An 18,954-nucleotide genomic window follows, 5' to 3' on the forward strand; every position below is an offset into this window, starting at 1 on the left:
AGTTCCATTGCCAGTGAGGCTGAGAACTGGTGTAGAATTGTAATTCCTTGCTTTGTCGGCGGTGGGTTCATGGGAATACAACCCAGCTTGTTTCTTCCCGGTTTACCACTAGACTGTCCAAAGCCATATAGTCCATAAGGAAAGATTTGGCATGAGCTACATTTACGAAACCATGTACATCTTACGATCTGATTTGGGGGAAGACCTCATCGATCAGGCGATCGCGAAGTATCAAACCATTTTGCAAGAGAATGGTGCCGAAATTCTGGCAACCCAGCATCGAGGGAAGCGACGGTTGGCCTACGAAATTAAAAAGCAGCGGGAAGGGATCTATGTTCAGGTTAACCATCGCGGGAGTGGTGCCGCCATTGCTTTGATGGAACGGGCCATGCGCTTGAGTGATGAAGTCATCCGCTTTCTGACCATTAAGCAGGAAGTCCCAGAAACACCCGCTGCCGCTGAAACAGACGATTAAGGCTGGATCGCCGCTCTGGGAGTTCCATCGGCAATCTACAGCCCCCTGACCCAGTGCCCAAGCGAGGGGCTGGGTCAGGGGGTTGGCAGCTGAATCCCTTAGCAGAGGATCCATTACAGGAGCAGAAAGCTTGATGTTTGGCAACTTTCAACGCAGCTACCTCAGGATTGAGGTTCAGGCCTCCCAGCAGCACCTCCGGGACTGTTTACTCTGTCCAACGCAGTTTCAGCAGTGGTTGTGGCCGCAGCACTTTTCCCCAGGATTGCCGGAACAATTATCCCTAGGGGTCAGCTTCAAAAGTTGGCTGGGGCCGATCACCATTCACCATACGGTCGATTGGGTCGAGTCTAATAGTCTACGATTGCTGCTGAGCCAGGGAATTGATGGCTTCCATGAATGGTATTGGGGCGACGGCTGGGTGCAGTCTCACCTGGAAGGGATTTCACTTCTACCGTTGAATTTGGGGCAAACGGCGAGTCTACTGCGGTTGCGGCAGTTTCTCCGTCACTTCCCCGCAGCAACCGCCGCCGCCTCTTAATCTGCGACTAGCGCATTTTCTTGGCGGAGGTAAGTCTGAATAAAGGTATCTAAGTCGCCGTTCATGACATCAGCGATCGCAGTGGTTTCGATATTGGTTCGCAGATCCTTGACCAACTGGTAGGGGTGAAACACATAGTTGCGAATCTGATTGCCCCAAGCCGCCTCCACCATATCGCCGCGGATATCAGCTATTTCTTTCGCCCGTTGTTCTTGGGCAATGATCATGAGCTTTGCCTTCAGAATCACCAAGGCTTTTTCTTTATTCTGGAGTTGAGATCGCTCCTGGGTACAACGCACCGCTAAACCGGTGGGAAGATGGACAATCCGCACTGCGGTTTCCACTTTGTTGACGTTTTGACCCCCCCTTGCCACCAGCACGGGAGGTGCTAATTTCCAGATCCTTTTCGGGAATCTCTAACTGCACTGAGTCATCAATCATCGGCATCACTTCTACCCCAGCAAAACTGGTTTGCCGCTTGCCATTGGCATTAAAGGGTGAGATTCTCACTAGGCGGTGGGTGCCCTTTTCTGGTCTCAGGTAGCCGTAGGCATAGCGACCCTCAATTTCCAAGGTGGCCGACTTAATCCCAGCCTCATCTCCTTCAGAGATTTCAGCCAGATGAACCTTATAGCCATGACGCTCCGCCCAACGGGTATACATTCGCAGCAGCATATCCGCCCAATCCTGGGCATCCGTGCCCCCAGCACCGGCATTGATGGTTAGCACCGACCCCCCCTCGTCGTAGGGGCCAGAAAGTAACTGTTGCAGCTCCCATTGATCAAGCTCTTGGCTGAGGCTTTGGAGATTCCCCTGAGCTTCCGTCAACAAGGAAACATCATTGTCAAGCTCCAGCAACTCCAACACAGCTCTGGCATCATCTAAACTGGTTTGCCACTGCTGAAACTGTTGCACGTGTGACTTCAGATCGTTGAGTTCTTGAAGGATTGTTTGAGCCCTCGACTGATCCTCCCAGAATGCGGGTTGGGCAGATAAGTTTTCGAGGTCGTGAATTTTAGCTGTCAGCGCCGGGAGGTCAAAGATAGTCCTGGGTTTTACCCAGGCGGTTAGATAACACTTCGATGTCGCGCTTAATATCTAATGTTTCCAGCATGATCCCACTGATTGAAACTGCTTAAGTGAATACTGCTACTGAATTGTAGCGAAAATTAATTGCATCCATGGGGACTTAAACTACACCGAAGACGGAATCGTATTCCTCCCGACGCTCACCTTCGGTAGAGTGCGGGGCTCCTGCTGCTTTAGCTGAGGGTCGAAAGGATTCTTTGAGTAATGTTCGACAAAGTTATCTACTCTCCATTGTTATGAGGTTCCCTCTGTTCCATTTGATCTGGAGGCCGCATCGCCTCACGACCCAGCATAAATAACCCAGCAACACCTAGACCGACAAAGCCAATGTACTGATACCAGTATGCCTGCATCTGCTCGGACAGGCTCCAGTAAGGATGTAGCACCTGGATCCAGAACAGCAACATCACCAAGCTGAGGGTACTGAAACCGACAAATACCAACCCCATTTGAACTCTGGCAGGCCGCAGTTCCTGGGGCGTAATGGTGCCTAAATCAATCTCTGATAACTGATCGAGAGAGGTTTCAGCGACTTGTGAAGTGGCTTCTAGCTGGGTGACGATCGCCCCTGGAAGGACGGGCACTAAAGCCTCTAAGGTCTTGAGTCGCAGCGATCGCTCCGTATCTCGTAACAGCACCAGAGGTTGCCGGGGATGCTGGGTAACCATTGTAGCGACTGGTTCGACTGGGGAAACGGCTTCAAGCTCAGGTTGCATGGAACGACAGCCCCTCCTTCAAAATGTTTTTCTATAGTAATCTGCCGACGATTTAGTTCTCATTCTGATCTCAGCAAGAACAGAGAATTTTTTCAGGAAAAAATCAGAGGGGTCTCAGAGACAAACCGTAGTTTTAGATACAGTTGGTTCCGCAACTTATTGCTATAGGAGCACCACCATGAAAACCATCCAAGCTTTTGTCGGTCACTCTCTAACTGCCTTATTACTCACCGCTGGTCTAGGATTATCTACAGGTTCCCTGATTGCTCTAGGAAGTTCTTCTGCTGGCAGTCCTGCACCTGCGAATGGCACCTCTGGCCCCTACACTGCTAGTAGATATGGCAGTCCTGCACCTGCGAATGGCACCTCTGGCCCCTATACGGCATAATCCTCAAAGGCGATCGCCTTCGTGATCTCAAAACTCACTGGGCGATCGCCTACTTGCTCACCTGAAGAGCTAGGAGTCTACCAAATATAATTACTGATTTTCCAAACACTCCCAGGGATAATGGCAACATTCCTGTCCCCGATCTGAATATTGTGCCCCCCTCTGCCCCCACTCCCACCCCAGCCCTCCACTCACCCCAGCAGACATTGCCACTTCAACGATGGCAAGTGTTCCCAGCTCAGTCAGAGTCGGTACAAGCCATTGCCCAGGCAACTCAGCTCTCGCCCCTGCTGGCTCAGGTACTGGTGAATCGGGGGCTGGAAACTCCCGAGCAAGCCCAGGTGTTCTTAGAACCAGAGCGGCTGACATTGCCCACGCCCCTCACTGAATTTCCCGATCTGGCAGCCAGCTTAACCCTCCTGGAAACAGCGATCGCCCAACAGCAGAAAATTGCCATCTGTGGTGACTACGATGCCGATGGCATGACCAGTACAGCGCTGCTGCTGCGGGCACTCCGGCAATTGGGGGGGAATTGTCAGTCACGATATCCCCAGTCGGATGCAAGAAGGGTACGGCATCAATCAGCGGATTGTCGAAGCCTTCGCCCAAGAGGGGGTGAAATTGATTCTGACAGTAGACAACGGGATTGCCGCAGTGCAGCCGATTGCCAGGGCAAGGGAATTGGGTTTGGCAGTGATTGTCACCGATCACCATGATCTGCCACCGGAATTGCCCCCTGCCAATGCCATCCTCAACCCCAAGCTCTTGCCTGTAGGTTCGCCGTTTCGAGGCTTGGCTGGCGTGGGAGTTGCCTACATTCTGGCGGTGTCCCTGGCGAAACAGCTAGGGCGATCGCAGGGCTTGGCCGCCTCCCTGCTGGAATTGTTTACCTTGGGAACGATCGCCGATCTAGCGCCTCTGACCGGAGTCAACCGTCGCTGGGTGAGGCGGGGGTTACAACGATTGCCGCACTCCCAATTTGCCGGGGTACAGGCGTTGATCCAGGTGGCGGGACTGAGCGACAAAACGGATGTTAAACCTGAGGATATTGGCTTTCGCCTCGGGCCTCGGATTAATGCCGTGGGTCGAATTGCGGATCCCCAGATTGTGATTGACCTGCTGACCACCGATGATATGGGGGTGGCCATGGAGCGAGCCATGCAGTGTGAAGCCATTAACGATCAGCGCCAGCAACTCTGTACCCAGATTGAACAACAGGCGATCGCCGTCATCACCGCCACCCAAAGCAATCTTCAGGCGTTACGGGTGCTGGTGATCGTGCAGCCCCATTGGCATCACGGTGTTATTGGGATTGTGGCCTCCCGCCTAGTGGAACGCTACGGTGTGCCAGTGTTTATCGGTACCTACGAGGCGGAAGACAGCCTCATCCGAGGCTCTGCCCGAAGTATTCCAGAATTTGATGTGTTTGCAGCCCTAGAGTTTGCCAAGGATCTATTGATCAAGCACGGGGGGCATCGGGCAGCGGGGGGGTTTTCCTTGCGGGCTGAGGATCTAGAGGCGTTGCGATCTCGCCTGAGCCAATTTGCCCGTGAATGCCTACAACCCCAAGATTTGAAGCCGCGAATTCAGGTTGATGTCCAGGCCAATTTCTCCGAACTAACCTTAGATCTCTATGGGCAAATTGACCGTTTACATCCCTGCGGCATAGACAACCCCAATCCTGTCTTCTGGACTCCCAATGTACGAATTCTGAAGCAACAAGTCCTAGGAAAACAGAACGCCCATCTCAAACTCACCCTCCGTGAACCCTCCGGGATGGCTGACTCAGGGAGCATGACTCGGCAGGCGATCGCCTGGCGATGGGGGGAGTACTATCCGCTGCCAGAGCACCTGGATGTCGCCTATCAACTGCGCCAGAATCAATGGCAGGGAGAGACGACCATCGAATTGGAGTTGGTCGGGGTGCGGCACCCAACAGTTCCAGGCTCTGAAACTGATTCACCATCCATCTCTTTATGCCATCAGCAGCGACCCTACCGCTGCCAACTGATCCAAGCAGATGGCAAACCGGTGATCCAGATTCACAATCCGGAGGGCAAAACCCTGCTGGTAGAACTTGGGGCATCTACTGGATGGCTGAAGGCAGCGAAGGGCGATGGTAAAGCGGTGTCACTCTCCCAGCCTCCTTACCAGCAGCTAGTGGATCTGGCCTGGGCCGCCTTGACGGCTGAACTGCCGAGAGTTGAAGGCGTGGGCGTCCAGCCAATGGAGCCACAGCCATAAAAAACGACCCAACAATTGCTGGGTCTGATGCTACTCTCTCCAAACTGAAAATTGACTGCTCCCTAGAGGTCGCCGCCCCGATTTGCCAGCAAAAAGATGACAACGGGGCCAGAAAGAACGATCAGCGCCAATAGGGTCAGCTGCACCATGGCTTCCCAATTGAGATTGCCAAAAACACTAAAAAAACTTATTCAAAAACTCCATGCTTCCTCCCTTCGTGACCCAATCAGTGCAGAGCGGCAGTAATCGAAGCCTATTTTATCTGGAGATTACCCCCCTACTTTAAGGAAATTTACAAAAGTCTAAAATTGGCAAGGGACTTAGGCCAGGGTGAATCGTTGAAACACGCTAGACTGCGAATGAATCAAGAGGGTAATGTGTGGCAACCTGGTGTTGTGTAAAGCAGTGTGGCGCTTGCTGTCATCTGGAGCCGAGCGATCGTCCGGATCTGGCAACCTATTTGTCGCCACAAGAATTGGCGCTTTATCTCAGCATGGTCGGGGAGGACGGCTGGTGTATTAACTTCGATGCCAGCACCCGCAAGTGCAAAATTTACCCCGATCGTCCACGCTTCTGTCGTGTCGAAGCGGAGGTGTTTCATGACCTGTACGGGGTGACCCCAGAGGAAGTGAATGACTTTGCCATTGCCTGTTGTCAGCAGCAAATTTCAGGAGTTTACGGCGATCGCAGCCTGGAGATGCTCCGCTTCAACCAAGCAGTGGGGTTCCTTGATCTTTCGGTTTAAAGCCGAGATAATGAAAGAAATATGAAAATCATCTCGGTATCCCTTTTCTGTGCTATCCCTGACCCCTGACTCCAGCTCCACCGCTCTGCCTATGAGCAACCTGACAGCGGTGATGTCCTCCTCCTCCGACGAGGCTGCCGTTATTGACCTTGAGTCCGCTTTGCCCCCGACTTCCCCAGCCGTAAGCCTTAGGGCACCAAGTCTTTGGGGGATCTTTGCCTCGACCTTCTTGACCGTCTTCATGGCAGAGTTGGGGGATAAAACCCAGTTGGCGACGCTGTTGATGAGTGCGGAGTCCCAGGCTCCCTGGGTGGTCTTTGCTGGAGCAGGTTCAGCCCTAGTGGTCACCAGTTGTCTGGGTGTGCTCCTGGGGCAATGGTTGGCGAAGTGGCTCTCCCCCAGGGTACTGGAACGGGCAGCAGGCATTAGTCTGTTGGCGATCGCCCTGTGGCTGACCTGGGATGTGGTACGGCTGTCGGGAGGTCTAAATTGAACTGGCACCTTTTAGGAGTGAGTTTCCTCACGGTTTTTCTCTCGGAGTTGGGGGACAAAAGCCAACTGGCCGCGATCGCCCTCAGCAGCAGTTCTAAATCCCCTTGGATCGTGTTTTTGGGCACCGCAGGCGCTTTATTGCTGGCAAGTTTCCTGGGAGTTGTCGTGGGTCAAGAAGTTGCAGAGTTGCTGCCTGTGCGTCTGGTGAAGGCGATCGCCGCCCTCGGATTTGCCCTGCTAGCGCTGAGACTATTGTGGCCCCGGCAGGATGCTGGATCAAACTCTGAAGCAGCTGAAGCAGATTTTTAACGCTCCACAGATTCGATAAAATTGAGAGGCGGTTGTATACAGAGCTACGGCAAGCCATGAGCAAGGGAACGCTGTTTGACAAAGTTTGGGATTTACATACGGTTGGAACCCTCCCCTCCGGTCAGACCCAACTGTTCATTGGCCTGCACCTGATCCACGAAGTCACCAGTCCTCAAGCCTTTGCCATGCTGCGGGAACGGAACTTGACGGTGTTGTTTCCAGAACGCACCCTAGCCACCGTTGATCATATTGTCCCTACGGAAAATCAGTCGCGTCCCTTCGCTGACAGCCTAGCGGAAGAGATGATGCAAGCCTTGGAGCAGAGCTGCCAAGCAAATGGCATCCGTTTTTACAACGTTGGTTCTGGCAATCAGGGCATTGTCCATGTGATTGCCCCGGAGCTTGGGTTAACCCAACCAGGAATGACGATTGCCTGTGGCGATAGCCATACCTCCACCCATGGAGCCTTTGGTGCCATTGCCTTTGGGATTGGTACCAGTCAGGTACGAGATGTCCTCGCTTCCCAAACCCTGGCATTGTCGAAACTCAAGGTTCGTAGGGTTGAGGTCAATGGTTCCTTGGGGGCAGGGGTCTACGCCAAGGATGTGATTTTGCACCTGATTCGCCACCTAGGGGTGAAAGCGGGGGTCGGCTATGCCTATGAGTTTGCAGGTACCACCTTTGAGCAGATGAGCATGGAAGAGCGCATGACCATCTGTAATATGGCAATTGAGGGGGGAGCCCGGAGTGGCTATATTAACCCTGACGCTGTTACCTTCGATTACCTCCGCGATCGCGACTTTGCCCCCCAAGGTGCAGATTGGGAGCGAGCGGTTTCTTGGTGGCAGAGTCTTTGCAGTGAGGACTATGCTACCTATGATGATGTCGTAGTGTTTGATGCCAGAGAGATTGCACCCACAATTACCTGGGGAATTACCCCCGGTCAGGGGATGGCGATTACAGAAACTGTCCCGACCCTAGAGAGGTTACCGGACGATGATCGGGCGATCGCCACAGAAGCCTACCAATACATGGATCTGGTTCCAGGACAGTTGATTCAAGGCACCAAGGTGGATGTGTGCTTCATTGGCAGTTGCACCAATGGTCGGATTAGCGATCTGCGAGAAGCGGCGAAATTTGCCCAAGGTCGGCAGGTGGCCTCAGGGGTGAAGGCCTTCGTTGTCCCTGGTTCGGAGCGGGTGAAACAGCAGGCAGAAGCCGAAGGTCTGGATCAAATCGTTTTTAGAGGCGGGTTTTGAATGGCGGCAACCGGGCTGCTCTATGTGTTTAGCGATGAACCCCGATAAACTTCAGGGACGGCAACTCAGCGCCTCTTCCTCGAACCGCAACTTTAAAGGACGGCAGGGTTCTGCGTCGGGACGCACACTATTAATGAGTCCAGCCATGGTCGTTGCCGCTGCCGTCACTGGTACCGTGGCCGATGTCCGCGAGCTGACTTAACTAGTAGGCTCTCACTGTTACCCCGTCTGCACTTGGAGATGACTGAGAAGGGAGTGCAAGCGGCTTCTGGCTACAGCCAGCCGCTCCGAATGTCCCAGACTGTGGTTGTCAGGTTTCGTCTCTGTGGTTGCCAGGGTTAGGCGGTAAGCACCTTTACCAAAGCCCAGATAGTGCAGCCGCTCTTCACTACGGGCAGCTTGTAACAGGGCAATTACCCGGTACAGTCGGGCAGCAAACCCCAGATCCTGCTCTAAGTGCGACCGGAGTTGAGGTGAGGGTAAGGTCAACACGAGGGAGTCTTCGAGGGCGGTTGCCGTTGCTAGGGCGAGGCTCTTTTCCATCAAGGCGGACTCTCCAAAGAATTCTGCCGCCGAGAGCTTGGCAATTTCCCGTAAAGCTGGAGGAGCAGATGGGGTGTCTGCCTCCAGGGTGGCCAAAATCTGGGTCAGATTCCGACGGCTACTATCACTTACCCCCCAGGAAATACCACCTTGGAGCAGCAGATAAACGGCAGTCACCGGTTTCCCCGCCTGGATCAGAACCGTTCCCGCTGGAACCTCCTCGGGTATACCGTGGGTGCTTAACCAATCAATGTCACCCTCCGCCAACTCGCCCAAGAGCAGCAGCACCTCCGCGAGGGGATAAATTTGTAGGCGTTTGCGCTGGATCAGGCGTTGCACCAGTTGTTGTGCCCGCTCCTGGAGGAGGCGGATACACAATCGGTAGAAGCGCGTCGCAAATGCCAGATCCTGTTGGAGTTTTTCCTGTACCTGGGGGTAGGGTACTTCTAGAACCGTTGCAGGTTCGACGGCTTTGACGACCATCATTGAGGCACCCATCCCCAACAATGGAGCCATCCCCACGAGTTCACCACTGCCATAGGTACCAATGATGTCTTCGGAGGAAGGTTCCTCAATGGCTGCAATGGCTCGCCCCAAAGGACTGCCAGCATCTCGGGGACCCATCGCTTGCAGACAGCCACTATGGACGATATACAACGGATGGAGCGGTTGTTGTTTCTCAATTAACACACTGCCCGCTGGGACGTCACGTTGCTGTCCTGTGGCCGTTAACCAGTCGAGGTCGTCGTTACTCAACGTTTGCCGGAGGACTTCTATCATCACCCAATCTAGGGACTTTTAGGGGGCTGGTGCCATCTTAGCGCTGAACACCTCCGATGATCCTGCAAGTTTGCCCGTGGAGCTGGAGCTGCAATCAAAACCGATTTTCATATTCCACGACAAATCGGGAATCTCCCGCAAAGTCGGTCGAACCGCGCAATTGAATCTGATCATTCACCCGATAGTTGAGGTTAAATAGCGTCAACGGGTTCTCACTGGTGAGAACCCCCAGAATCGATGCAGACAAGCCCTGGGTAAGATTCACACCAGCCTCTGCGGCAATGTCAATCGTGGAGAGGTTGGTTTTATTTTCTCGGGGAATGACGGCAGGAAAGATTCGGAATTGCCCAATTCCCAGAGCCTGACCGAACCTTGCTTGCAAGTTGGTCAACAGTGCCGACCCCGCCAGATTTGCCAAGGCTAAGGTGCTATCGCCGCGGCCCAAAGTGTTCACAAATCCTCCCCCGAGCAGGGCAATGATTTCATTGCTGGTACGAGCGGGGCTACTGGTCAGCGCTAGGTTGTCAACCAGTTGGCTCGCAGGGCCAGAGACCCTGGCTTCAATCCGCACCGTTTGTAAGGTCCCCAAAGTGGTAGTGGGCAAAATTGCTACCTCAGAGGGAGACAAGGGCGAGGGTGGCAGGGGGTTGCGGGTGACTTCCGGAACTGAGGTAATCAGCCGCAGGTTTAGGGTAGGGTCAAGTCCTTGCTGCTCTGTAAACACAGCAGTCTGTTTATAGCCAGGAGCCAGGGTGAACAGGGTGGTATAGATGTTCACCTGTCCCCGCACCAATTGGATGGTGCCTTTGGGACGCGGTTCATCTAAGCTGCCATTGAGGGTAAGGTCGCCCTTGGCGACGAAATCTAGCAGGGGAGCACTAATCCGCAGGCGATCGCCTAAGCTGAGGTTCAAATCTTGAAAGGCAATAGAGTTACGGGCGGCCAAGTCTAAGCCTGGAGGACTGCTGGGGCTGGGGGTGCCCTTGCGGTGGTTGCGGTGGCTACGGGTAGTATCCATGAGCAAAATTTGTCCATTTGCCAGTTGGACGCCCCCCCCGAATAACAGGATTCAGCACGGATCCTGTCACCGTCAATTGACCATTGACTCCACCGCGATAGAGATCGGGGAGATTGAGAGCCAGTTGTTGGAGGGAAATGCTCAGGGGATGGTCGATGACGGCAGGGGGGGTTTGTCAGGGTTCTCACCGGATTGGCTAGGGGTAATATCCCTTGGGCGATTACCTGTCCCTGACTAAACTGTCCCTGGAGTTTTTCCACCACGATGCGATCGCGATCAAAGCGAATCGTACCCGTGACACCCGTAAGGGGAGCCGGAAGGGCTTGGGCTTTGAGGGTTGCTCCTTGAAGTTGGGCAATGCCCGTGGCAATCGGTTCTTCGAGGGTACCCTGGAGCTGCAATTGGAGCTGTCCGCGTCCCTCTACCCAGTTCACCTGAGGTGTCAGGACATTCAACAACCCCAAGCCCTCGTTCTTGACATCCAGGTTGAGGCTAATGTCCTGGCTATGGGGAGCCACCTTAGCAAAGGGGAGCTTCAGGGGAAAATTGCCTGCGATCCGAATTGGTTCAGGGCCGGCAATCACCACCTGACTCCCAAAATTCAAGCGGGCATCCTGGTAATTAAAGTTTCCCTGGGCCGACTGAATGGCTTTACTGTTGAGGGTTCCCTGCAAAACTTCCAGCGTCCCTGCTGCTTGGGGATTCTCAATGCTGCCAGCAAGGGTCGCCACACCGCTCAACTTGCCCGTCAGATTCACGGGTAATCGAAACGCTTTTTGCAGGTCTGCAAGGGGAAGGTTCTGGGCTAGGAGTTCGCCGGATTGTTGGCTTCCCCCCAGTTGCCCCGTGAAGGTCAGGAGGGCATCTCCAGATTGGAGTTGGAGGGGACGCAGCAGCAACTTGCCGTTTTCAAGACGACCATTGGCGGTAATTTGATTGACCTTGTAAGTCTCCCACTGCCAGTTTTGCCCCTGGAGATTAAAGTCTAGATTCACCCCCGTTTGCAGGGAACCCGCTACCTGAATGGTGCCACTAAAGTTACCTTTTAAGGCTTCTAAAGGGGGGATCTGCGCCTCTTGTTGCTGATTGGCCTGTTGATCTTGCAGGGCGAGAATTTCGGAGAAGCGCCGCAGCTGGTCTTGGAGGGTCGCCTCCGGCAGGCCAAGGGCGACGGGCTGAACATCCACCGCCCTTGCATAGGTGGGAGGTTGCAACCCCCGCTGTAGATCTCGAAGCTCAAACCATTGCAACGCTTGGAGGACATCCTGAATCTGGCCTTTCGTCACCTGAATTTGGGCCTGGAGTTGAGGCATATCCTGCCGACCTGCAAGGTTGTAGCTCCCCTTCAGCAGATATTGACTGTTGCCTTGGCGAAACTCACCACTGCTGAGGACCGCTACCCCATTGGCGTAGCGAAATTGTCCCAGAAACTGATCCCCGGTGAAACGACCGAGCTGGGGATGGGCGATCGCCACTTCTCCGGCAACGGTTTCCTGGTTCCAATTGACCAGAAAATTGCCATTTAACTGGCCCCCCAGAGTCTTGAAGGATGCATTAGCGGTCTGGGGGAGGGGCAGCAGTGCCAGGGGAAGATTCTGTAATTGCACTCGCAGTTGTCCACCCTCGGTTTGCCCAATTGCCAGGGCTTGATCCCGCTGGATAAAAAACGTAGTGGGGCGGTTGGCTGTATCCACGCCCAAGGCAATGCGATCCTGACGACCCGCCACTTGCAACTTCAGTCCTTGGGTGGGTCGATAGCGAAGACTACCCACCAAGAGCGGTTCAAAAGCGACCCGATTCACCATCAGTTGATTCAGTCGCAGCACCCCCGAGACAGAGGGCCGCTCGATGGCGCCACTCACCTGTCCCGTAAAGTCAGCTGTGCCCCGCAGTGGGGCGGGGAGATTGGCCAAGGGCAGGGTGCGGAGATCAAAATTGTGCGCCTTGACGTTGAGTGCCAGCTGGGTGAGCTGGGGTAAGCCAGCGGCGAGCAGCCGCGTCTGAATCACGCCCTGAGCCTGTATCCCTGGAGCGGTTGCCTGTTGTACCTGAATTTGCCGACCATCCCAACGCACCTGGGCGCTGAGGGGTTGATTGATCAGTGCCAGTCCCTGGGAAAATTGCAGGCTACCCGCAGCTCGAACTGCTTCCAGCCCTGGAGTCTCTAAAGAGCCTGAGAGTTGGAGTTGACCATTGAGCTGTCCCCGTAGCTGGGGGGAGAGGGTTGACAATCGGAGTTGCCCTAGGTCGGCAACGGCTTGCCAGCCGCCATTGGCCTGCAATTGCCCTTGCAGCGCCACCGTCCCCTCTGCCACCTGTAAACGGGTGTTCTGGACGTGGGTGGTGTCGCCCGCTATGGTGACCGTGCCTGTAGCTGGATAGGCCGCCTGGGGCGCTTGCCACTGCACTACCGTTTGAATCGGTGGCGGATTTCCCCTTGGGGTGAGGGAGCCAAAAATCTGGGCTTGAGCCGCGATGGGGCCGATGGTAAATCCAGGTACATTGCCATAGGCGCGGGCGATCGCATCACCCGGTAAGCCTTGGCCTTGGAAATTAAGGGTGAGACGGCCACGCTCTCCGAGGGTAACCTGCCCCCGACCGATCACCTGCCCCCCCCAGGGTGGGGAGAATTTGGATGTCAGACAAGGCCAGGGTGGTGTGAGCGAGGCGGAACCGGGCACTGAGATGACTGACCGCCAGTTTATCGACTTGGGCAGTGCCAATGGAGCGGACTATTCCCCTCAGGATCGGTTGCCCTAAGGCACCATTTAACCGGAGATCAACGCTGACGTTGCCCGATGTCGGGAAGGGCAATTGCACCGCCAGGGTTTTCTGAGCCGCTGTCAAATTCACAGACTTGACCTGTCCCCGGAGGTTAAAGCCCTGGGTGGGGTGAATCGTACCCTGAATCTGCGCTGGAATTTGCCCATAGTGGCCACTGGTCTGTTCCAGGGCGATCGCTTGGTCTTGAAAGCGCAGTTGCCCCGATGCTTGGGTAAACGGTTGCGGCACGCCTGGAATTTGCAAGGTCACCGCCTGAAACTCAGCGACCCCCACCAAGGAGGGCGGTTGCTGGGGGCGCAACTTCACGGTGAGGTTGCCCCCGCCTCGACCTGCGCGCAGATTAATCGGAAATCGTAAGAGCCGATCCAGGGAGGCTACCGCTAGATCCTGACCCTGAGCCACAAGATTCAGAGACTGGGTGGGCTGCTGCCACTCTCCCTTCAGATCAAAGCGTCCCCCTGTGGTGGGTTGCCCCCGCACTTGGAAGCGAATCCGCTCGCTGTTGTCAAAAATATGGGCGGTGCTGTAGACCTGCTCCAAGGCGATCACACTTCGCCGCTGGCCGGGTTTGGAGTTAGGAACCAATTCCACCGAGGCATTGCGGATCTGCACCGATTGCACCTCGGTTTTGAGCAGTTCCGTCGGCGCGTGGGGTGGCTGGAGGCTGATCTGTACCCACTGCTCATCTTTGTCCTGTTCAAGATGTACCGTGGGGCGCTCAGCGGTAATATCCAGTTTCAGGGTGCGGGTCAGCAGGAGTTGAAGGGGGTTAAACTGCACCTCTAGGGCTTGCAAACGCAGGGAATCGGGGTCGTTGACCGTGGGCGGTAATGCCGAGGGACCAACGCGCACACTGTTCCAAGAAAACCGCTCGATGTTTCCCAACTGCACCGGACGCTGGAATTGCTCAGTGAGGGTTGCTTCCACCCAAGGGCTTAACTCGTTGAGAATGAAATGCCGCAGCCACAGGGTTCCCCCCACCATACTGGAGAGGATGACCACCCCGATGGCAATACCCTTACGACTCAGCAACAGCAACCATAGGCGGCGACTGAAAGATGTTCCAGGTTGTTCTGGAGGGGAGCTATTCATTTGCTGCGCGGAACCACTAGAAGCCACCCTACTGTCTACCATAGTTAATTTCTTTGAGCCAACCGTTTGGGGAAATTCCCCGATCAGGTTGGGCTGTTCCCCATCCTTGCCACCGAGCTAAAGGATTGCAGCACCGGGAGGTTCCCTGAGTCAGCGGTCTCAATCCCTCTTAAGATAAAAACAATTACAAATTGTTCCCCAGCCTATGCGTGTCTTCGTTTTACTATTTAATGTCCGCACCGATAACGAAGGAATTCATACCATTCAACTGGGCAATCGCAACCTGGTTTTGGCATTTGAAGAGGAAGATGATGCCACTCGTTATGCCCTGTTGCTAGAGGCGCAGGATTTTGTCACCCCCACCGTGGAAGCCATGGAGCAGGAAGAGGTGGAGGAGTTTTGTGTTGGGGCTGGTTACGATTTTCAACTGGTGCCCAAGGGCTTCATTCCCCAAAGTGACCTCGATCGCTGGTTAATTGCACCGCCAGAGAAAAATTTAGAGAAGCTGGACTGGCAGGCTGATGCTCAACCTCAACCAGAGGTCGGCGAGCCGATGGCTGCCAGCAACCCAGACTTGGATCGGATTCGGCGGCAACTTGAGGGCTTACTATGACCCAGCCCATTCAAGAACGGGGGCATTTGCTCACAGAACAGGTGAACCCCCTCAGCCAAAACTTGGATCAGCTTTCGTCTCTGGAGTTGGTCGAGCTATTCAACCAAGAGGATGCCCGCACCATCAGTGCCATTGCCATTGCCAAGAACGAGTTGGCCCAAGCGATTGATGCCACCGCCCAAGCACTCCGTCAGGGAGGTCGCTTGTTTTATGTAGGTGCAGGCACCAGTGGTCGTCTAGGGGTATTGGATGCTGCAGAGTGTCCCCCTACCTTTTGTACCCCACCGGACTTGGTGCAGGGAATCATTGCCGGGGGCGCAGCAGCGCTCATTCGCAGTTCTGAGGATCTGGAAGATCGGCGAGAAGATGGAGTCGCCACCATCGCCCATCACCAAATTACCGAACGGGATGTCGTCGTTGGGATTACCGCTGGGGGTACGACCCCGTTTGTCCATGGTGCCCTGCAAGCAGCCAGACAACGGGGGGCTACAACCCTGTTTATCGCCTGTGTCCCCCGTGACCAAGCCAGTATTCCCGTGGATGTTGATATTCGCTTGGTGGTCGGGCCAGAGTTACTGGCGGGTTCCACACGCCTCAAAGCTGGAACCGTCACCAAACTCGCCCTGAACATTCTCTCCACCGGGGTGATGGTCAAACTGGGCAAGGTCTACGGCAATCGCATGGTGGATGTTGCCGTTACCAACCACAAGCTGCACGATCGCGCCCTGCGGATGCTGCAAGATCTCACAGAACTGAGTCGAGAACAAGCTGCTCAGTTACTGGAATCCAGTGGCCGCTCGGTAAAACTTTCACTGCTCATGCACTGGACCGGCTTGGATCGGGCCACGGCCACCCAACTCTTGACCACTTGCCAGGGCAATTTACGTCAGGCGGTTCTCAGCCATCCCTCAACCGCAGCCATCGAATCTTAGAACCTCCCCGCCAGGGCTGAAACACAGCGATCGCACAACAGGGGATGGCTAGCCTCTGCGCCCACGTTGGGCGAATAATTCCAACAGCGATCGCATTTTTGTCCCTGGGCATTCACAACCCCAATTCCCAAGGCATCGGACTCAGAATGGTAGGGCAAATCGGCCAGGGGGGTTGGTGTGGTTAGCAATTCTACCTGGGAGACAATTAGCAAATAGCGCAATTCATCAACCCCATTGCGGACAAAGTTGTCCGTCGGGTTCCAGGTTTGGAGCGCTGTCCTTAGATCCAGATCTGCCACATACAACAACAACTTGGCATCCAGGGAGGAACCGATGGCCTTCTCTGCCCGTGCCTGCTCCATTACCTTATTGATCTCGGTGCGCATCTGCCGCAGGGTGATCCAGAAATCCAGGTTTTCAGTCAGTTGCCACTGGGGGTCTAACTGCACCCAACCCGCTGCAAACACCGAGGCATGGGGGGTGGAGTAGGGCAAAAATTGCCAGATATCTTCCGCCAAATGACAAAGAATCGGGGCGATCGCCCGGGCTAAATTTTCCACCAGAATTTGCAACACCGTCTGACAACTGCGCCGACGGGGGGCATCCACCGCACTGATATAAAGGCGATCCTTGGCAATATCCAGATAGAAATTCGACAGATCAACGACACAAAAATTCTGAACTGCCTGGAAAACTCGGTCAAACTCATAAGTTTGGTAGGCTGAAGTTACCTCCTGCATCACCTCACCCAGCCGGTGCAACATATACCGATCTAACTCGGGCAGGGTCACATAGGGAACCGCATTGATGGCCGGATCAAAGTCATGCAAATTTCCCAGCAGATAGCGCGCCGTATTGCGGATCTTGCGATAGACATCCCCCATTTGCTTGAGGATACTCCGACCAATCAGCACATCGGAGCTGTAGTCCACCGAAGACACCCATAGCCGCAGTACATCGGCCCCGTAGGGCGGCTCTTCCTTTGAGTTCTTGCCACCGTTAATCACTATTTTGGGGTCTAAGACATTCCCTAGGGATTTACTCATTTTCCGCCCCTGTTCATCCAAGGCAAAGCCGTGGGTGAGCACTGTTTTGTAGGGGGCACAGCCATTGACTGCCACACTGGTGAGCAAACTTGACTGAAACCAACCCCGATGCTGGTCAGAGCCTTCTAGGTACATATCCGCTGGGTAGCGTAACTCTGGACGTTGCTGTACCACCGCAGCCCAAGACGATCCCGAATCAAACCACACATCCATGGTGTCCGTGCCCTTGCGATAGCTGCGGCCATTGTTCCGGTAGGCTGCTGGCAACAGGTCGGTAACCGTTAATTCCCACCAGATATCTGAACCCTTCTCAGCCACGAGTTGTTGCACATGGGTAATGATTTCCTCCGTCAGCAACGGCTCCCCAGTCTCTTCGTCATAGAACACGGGGATCGGCACTCCCCAGCTCCGCTGGCGGGAAATGCACCAATCCGAGCGTTCTGCCACCATTGGGGTGATCCGATTTTCCCCTTGGGCGGGAATCCACTCCACCTCGGCGATCGCCCGCAGGGCTGCATCGCGGAACCCTGACACTGAGGCGAACCACTGCTCCGTGGCCCGAAAGATAGTTGGCTTTTTAGTGCGCCAGTCATAGGGGTATTTGTGCACATAGGCTGCTTCTTTCAGCAGCGACCCCGCCGTCTGCAAAGCTTCGACAACGGCGGTATTGCCACTGCCTAAAACACTTAAGCCCGCGAATACCCCGACCTCTGCGGTGAAATTACCATCCCCATCGACGGGGGCAAACACCGGGAGACCATAGCGTTGTCCCACCTGGTAGTCCTCAAGGCCGTGACCCGGAGCCGTATGCACCAAACCAGTACCGGAGTCCGTCGTAACATAGTCGCCGCCAATCACCACCGGACTCTGGCGGTCAAATAAGGGATGACGATAGGTGACGTGCTCCAGGACTTTACCCATGAGGGTGGCTTGGATGGTCAATGTGGTCTCTAAGGTCGCCGATAGTTGCTCCACCAAATCTTTCGCCACTATTAGATAGCGGAATTTACCAGAGAATTCAGACCCGGTTTCGACGACGGCATAGACCAACGCTGGATTCACACTCACCGCCAGATTCGCTGGGATCGTCCACGGGGTGGTTGTCCAGATCGCAACTCCCAACTCCCCCAGGTAGGGATCAAGGGGAAGTTGCAGATCGGGGGGCAGGGCAGTGACCTCAAAGGCTACATAGATACTCCGGGAGGTATGCCCTTCTGGATACTCCAACTCTGCTTCGGCGAGGGCTGTTTTAGAACTGGGACTCCAGTGAACAGGCTTCAAGCCGCGATAGATATGCCCTTTGAGCACCATTTGTCCAAAGACACCAATTTGGGCGGCCTCATAGGCGGGGGTGAGGGTGAGGTAAGGATGGGCCCAATCTCCCCAAATGCCGTAGCGCTGAAAGTCCTGGCTCTGTTGCTTCACTGTCTCTAGGGCAAAATCACGGGCTTTGTGACGCAATCCTAAGGGGGTGAGCTGCTGCCGTTCCTCCGCTTTGAGGGTTTGTAACACCTTGAGTTCAATTGGCAGGCCATGACAGTCCCATCCTGGGACATAACGCACCTTGCGTCCCTGCAACAGCTGAAATTTGTTGATGATATCTTTGAGAATTTTATTCAGGGCGTGACCAATATGGAGGGAGCCATTGGCGTAGGGTGGCCCATCGTGGAGGATAAAAGGGTCTCCGGGATTTTGCTGTGACAGCTGTTGATAAATGGTTTGCTCTTCCCAGAACTGTTGTAATTCGGGTTCACGCTTGATGGCGTTGGCCCGCATATCAAAGTTGGTTTTGAGCAAATTGACGGTGTTCTTGTAAGTGCCGGGTTCTGTCACAGTCAAACCTTGAGAAATGTTGCGATATGTTTTCCCCCATTATCTGCGAGAAGTTTCA

15 protein-coding genes and 3 pseudogenes are annotated in these 18,954 nt (G+C 54.6%); 10 read left to right on the top strand and 8 right to left on the bottom strand.

Features of this window, described 5'->3' with window-relative positions; genetic code table 11:
* Window positions 1–151: 151 nt before the first annotated feature.
* On the top strand, window positions 152–475 hold the full coding sequence (gene rpsF, locus DO97_RS03550; RefSeq protein WP_036531189.1) for a 30S ribosomal protein S6: 324 nt from the start codon (window positions 152–154) through the stop codon (window positions 473–475).
* A gap of 133 nt (window positions 476–608) precedes the next feature.
* Window positions 609–1,013 carry a hypothetical protein gene (locus DO97_RS03555; protein ID WP_036531191.1) on the top strand — a complete coding sequence of 135 codons (405 nt, stop codon included), beginning with the start codon at window positions 609–611 and terminating at the stop codon, window positions 1,011–1,013.
* On the opposite strand, the pseudogene prfB reads toward DO97_RS03555, so the two are convergent.
* Window positions 1,010–2,124 (bottom strand): annotated as a pseudogene (gene prfB / locus DO97_RS03560) (peptide chain release factor 2). The gene DO97_RS03555 and the pseudogene prfB sit on opposite strands and share 4 nt — an antisense overlap.
* Window positions 2,125–2,323: 199 nt before the next feature.
* Window positions 2,324–2,818 (bottom strand): hypothetical protein, encoded by a 495-nt coding sequence (locus DO97_RS03565; protein ID WP_204368464.1) that lies wholly within the window; start codon window positions 2,816–2,818, stop codon window positions 2,324–2,326.
* A gap of 178 nt (window positions 2,819–2,996) precedes the next feature.
* On the opposite strand from DO97_RS03565, the gene DO97_RS03570 reads away from it, so the two are divergent.
* Window positions 2,997–3,206 (top strand): hypothetical protein, encoded by a 210-nt coding sequence (locus DO97_RS03570; protein ID WP_036531192.1) that lies wholly within the window; start codon window positions 2,997–2,999, stop codon window positions 3,204–3,206.
* Between the two features lie 149 nt (window positions 3,207–3,355).
* Window positions 3,356–5,450 (top strand): annotated as a pseudogene (recJ, locus tag DO97_RS03575) (single-stranded-DNA-specific exonuclease RecJ).
* Window positions 5,451–5,512: 62 nt separating this feature from the next.
* Here recJ and psb30 read toward each other — a convergent pair.
* A complete protein-coding gene (gene psb30, locus DO97_RS21890) occupies window positions 5,513–5,641 on the bottom strand; it encodes a photosystem II reaction center protein Ycf12/Psb30 (RefSeq protein WP_072016346.1) in 129 nt (42 codons plus the stop codon).
* 188 nt (window positions 5,642–5,829) lie between these two features.
* On the opposite strand from psb30, the gene DO97_RS03580 reads away from it, so the two are divergent.
* From DO97_RS03580 to leuC, 4 genes and pseudogenes are all read left to right on the top strand, one after another.
* Window positions 5,830–6,195, top strand: a complete 366-nt coding sequence (locus DO97_RS03580) for a YkgJ family cysteine cluster protein (RefSeq protein WP_072016347.1) — start codon at window positions 5,830–5,832, stop codon at window positions 6,193–6,195.
* 91 nt (window positions 6,196–6,286) lie between these two features.
* The gene (locus tag DO97_RS03585; protein ID WP_072016354.1) at window positions 6,287–6,688 is read left to right on the top strand and encodes a TMEM165/GDT1 family protein; all 402 of its coding nucleotides are present in this window, start codon (window positions 6,287–6,289) and stop codon (window positions 6,686–6,688) included.
* On the top strand, window positions 6,685–6,996 hold the full coding sequence (locus tag DO97_RS03590) for a TMEM165/GDT1 family protein (RefSeq protein ID WP_036531196.1): 312 nt from the start codon (window positions 6,685–6,687) through the stop codon (window positions 6,994–6,996). The genes DO97_RS03585 and DO97_RS03590 overlap by 4 nt, the downstream gene beginning before the upstream one ends.
* 56 nt (window positions 6,997–7,052) lie before the next feature.
* Window positions 7,053–8,457 (top strand): annotated as a pseudogene (leuC, locus tag DO97_RS03595) (3-isopropylmalate dehydratase large subunit).
* A gap of 17 nt (window positions 8,458–8,474) precedes the next feature.
* Here the strand turns inward: leuC and DO97_RS03600 are convergent.
* The 4 genes from DO97_RS03600 to DO97_RS22870 form a co-directional block, all read right to left on the bottom strand.
* A complete protein-coding gene (locus DO97_RS03600) occupies window positions 8,475–9,578 on the bottom strand; it encodes a cyclic nucleotide-binding domain-containing protein (protein ID WP_052128334.1) in 1,104 nt (367 codons plus the stop codon).
* A 94-nt stretch (window positions 9,579–9,672) separates the two neighbouring features.
* Window positions 9,673–10,596, bottom strand: coding sequence for a translocation/assembly module TamB domain-containing protein (locus DO97_RS22860; RefSeq protein ID WP_081980604.1), 924 nt, complete (start codon window positions 10,594–10,596; stop codon window positions 9,673–9,675).
* The gene (locus tag DO97_RS25820) at window positions 10,527–13,202 is read right to left on the bottom strand and encodes a translocation/assembly module TamB domain-containing protein (protein WP_052128336.1); all 2,676 of its coding nucleotides are present in this window, start codon (window positions 13,200–13,202) and stop codon (window positions 10,527–10,529) included. The genes DO97_RS22860 and DO97_RS25820 overlap by 70 nt, the downstream gene beginning before the upstream one ends.
* Window positions 13,150–14,472, bottom strand: coding sequence for a DUF3971 domain-containing protein (locus DO97_RS22870; protein WP_156120421.1), 1,323 nt, complete (start codon window positions 14,470–14,472; stop codon window positions 13,150–13,152). Before DO97_RS22870 ends, DO97_RS25820 begins: the two co-directional genes overlap by 53 nt.
* Window positions 14,473–14,677: 205 nt before the next feature.
* Between DO97_RS22870 and DO97_RS03610 the strand changes: the two genes are divergently transcribed.
* Both DO97_RS03610 and murQ read left to right on the top strand, forming a co-directional pair.
* Window positions 14,678–15,085, top strand: coding sequence for a DUF3110 domain-containing protein (locus tag DO97_RS03610; RefSeq protein WP_036531197.1), 408 nt, complete (start codon window positions 14,678–14,680; stop codon window positions 15,083–15,085).
* Window positions 15,082–16,017: an N-acetylmuramic acid 6-phosphate etherase gene (gene murQ / locus DO97_RS03615; protein WP_036531199.1), complete on the top strand. Its 936-nt coding sequence runs from the start codon at window positions 15,082–15,084 to the stop codon at window positions 16,015–16,017. Before DO97_RS03610 ends, murQ begins: the two co-directional genes overlap by 4 nt.
* On the opposite strand, the gene ileS is transcribed toward murQ, so the two are convergent.
* A complete protein-coding gene (gene ileS, locus DO97_RS03620; RefSeq protein ID WP_036531201.1) occupies window positions 16,014–18,896 on the bottom strand; it encodes an isoleucine--tRNA ligase in 2,883 nt (960 codons plus the stop codon). The genes murQ and ileS overlap by 4 nt on opposite strands.
* Between the last annotated feature and the right edge of the window lie 58 nt (window positions 18,897–18,954).

Origin of the sequence: Neosynechococcus sphagnicola sy1 (genome assembly GCF_000775285.1) — a bacterium.
Classification (GTDB): Bacteria; Cyanobacteriota; Cyanobacteriia; order Neosynechococcales; family Neosynechococcaceae; genus Neosynechococcus; species Neosynechococcus sphagnicola.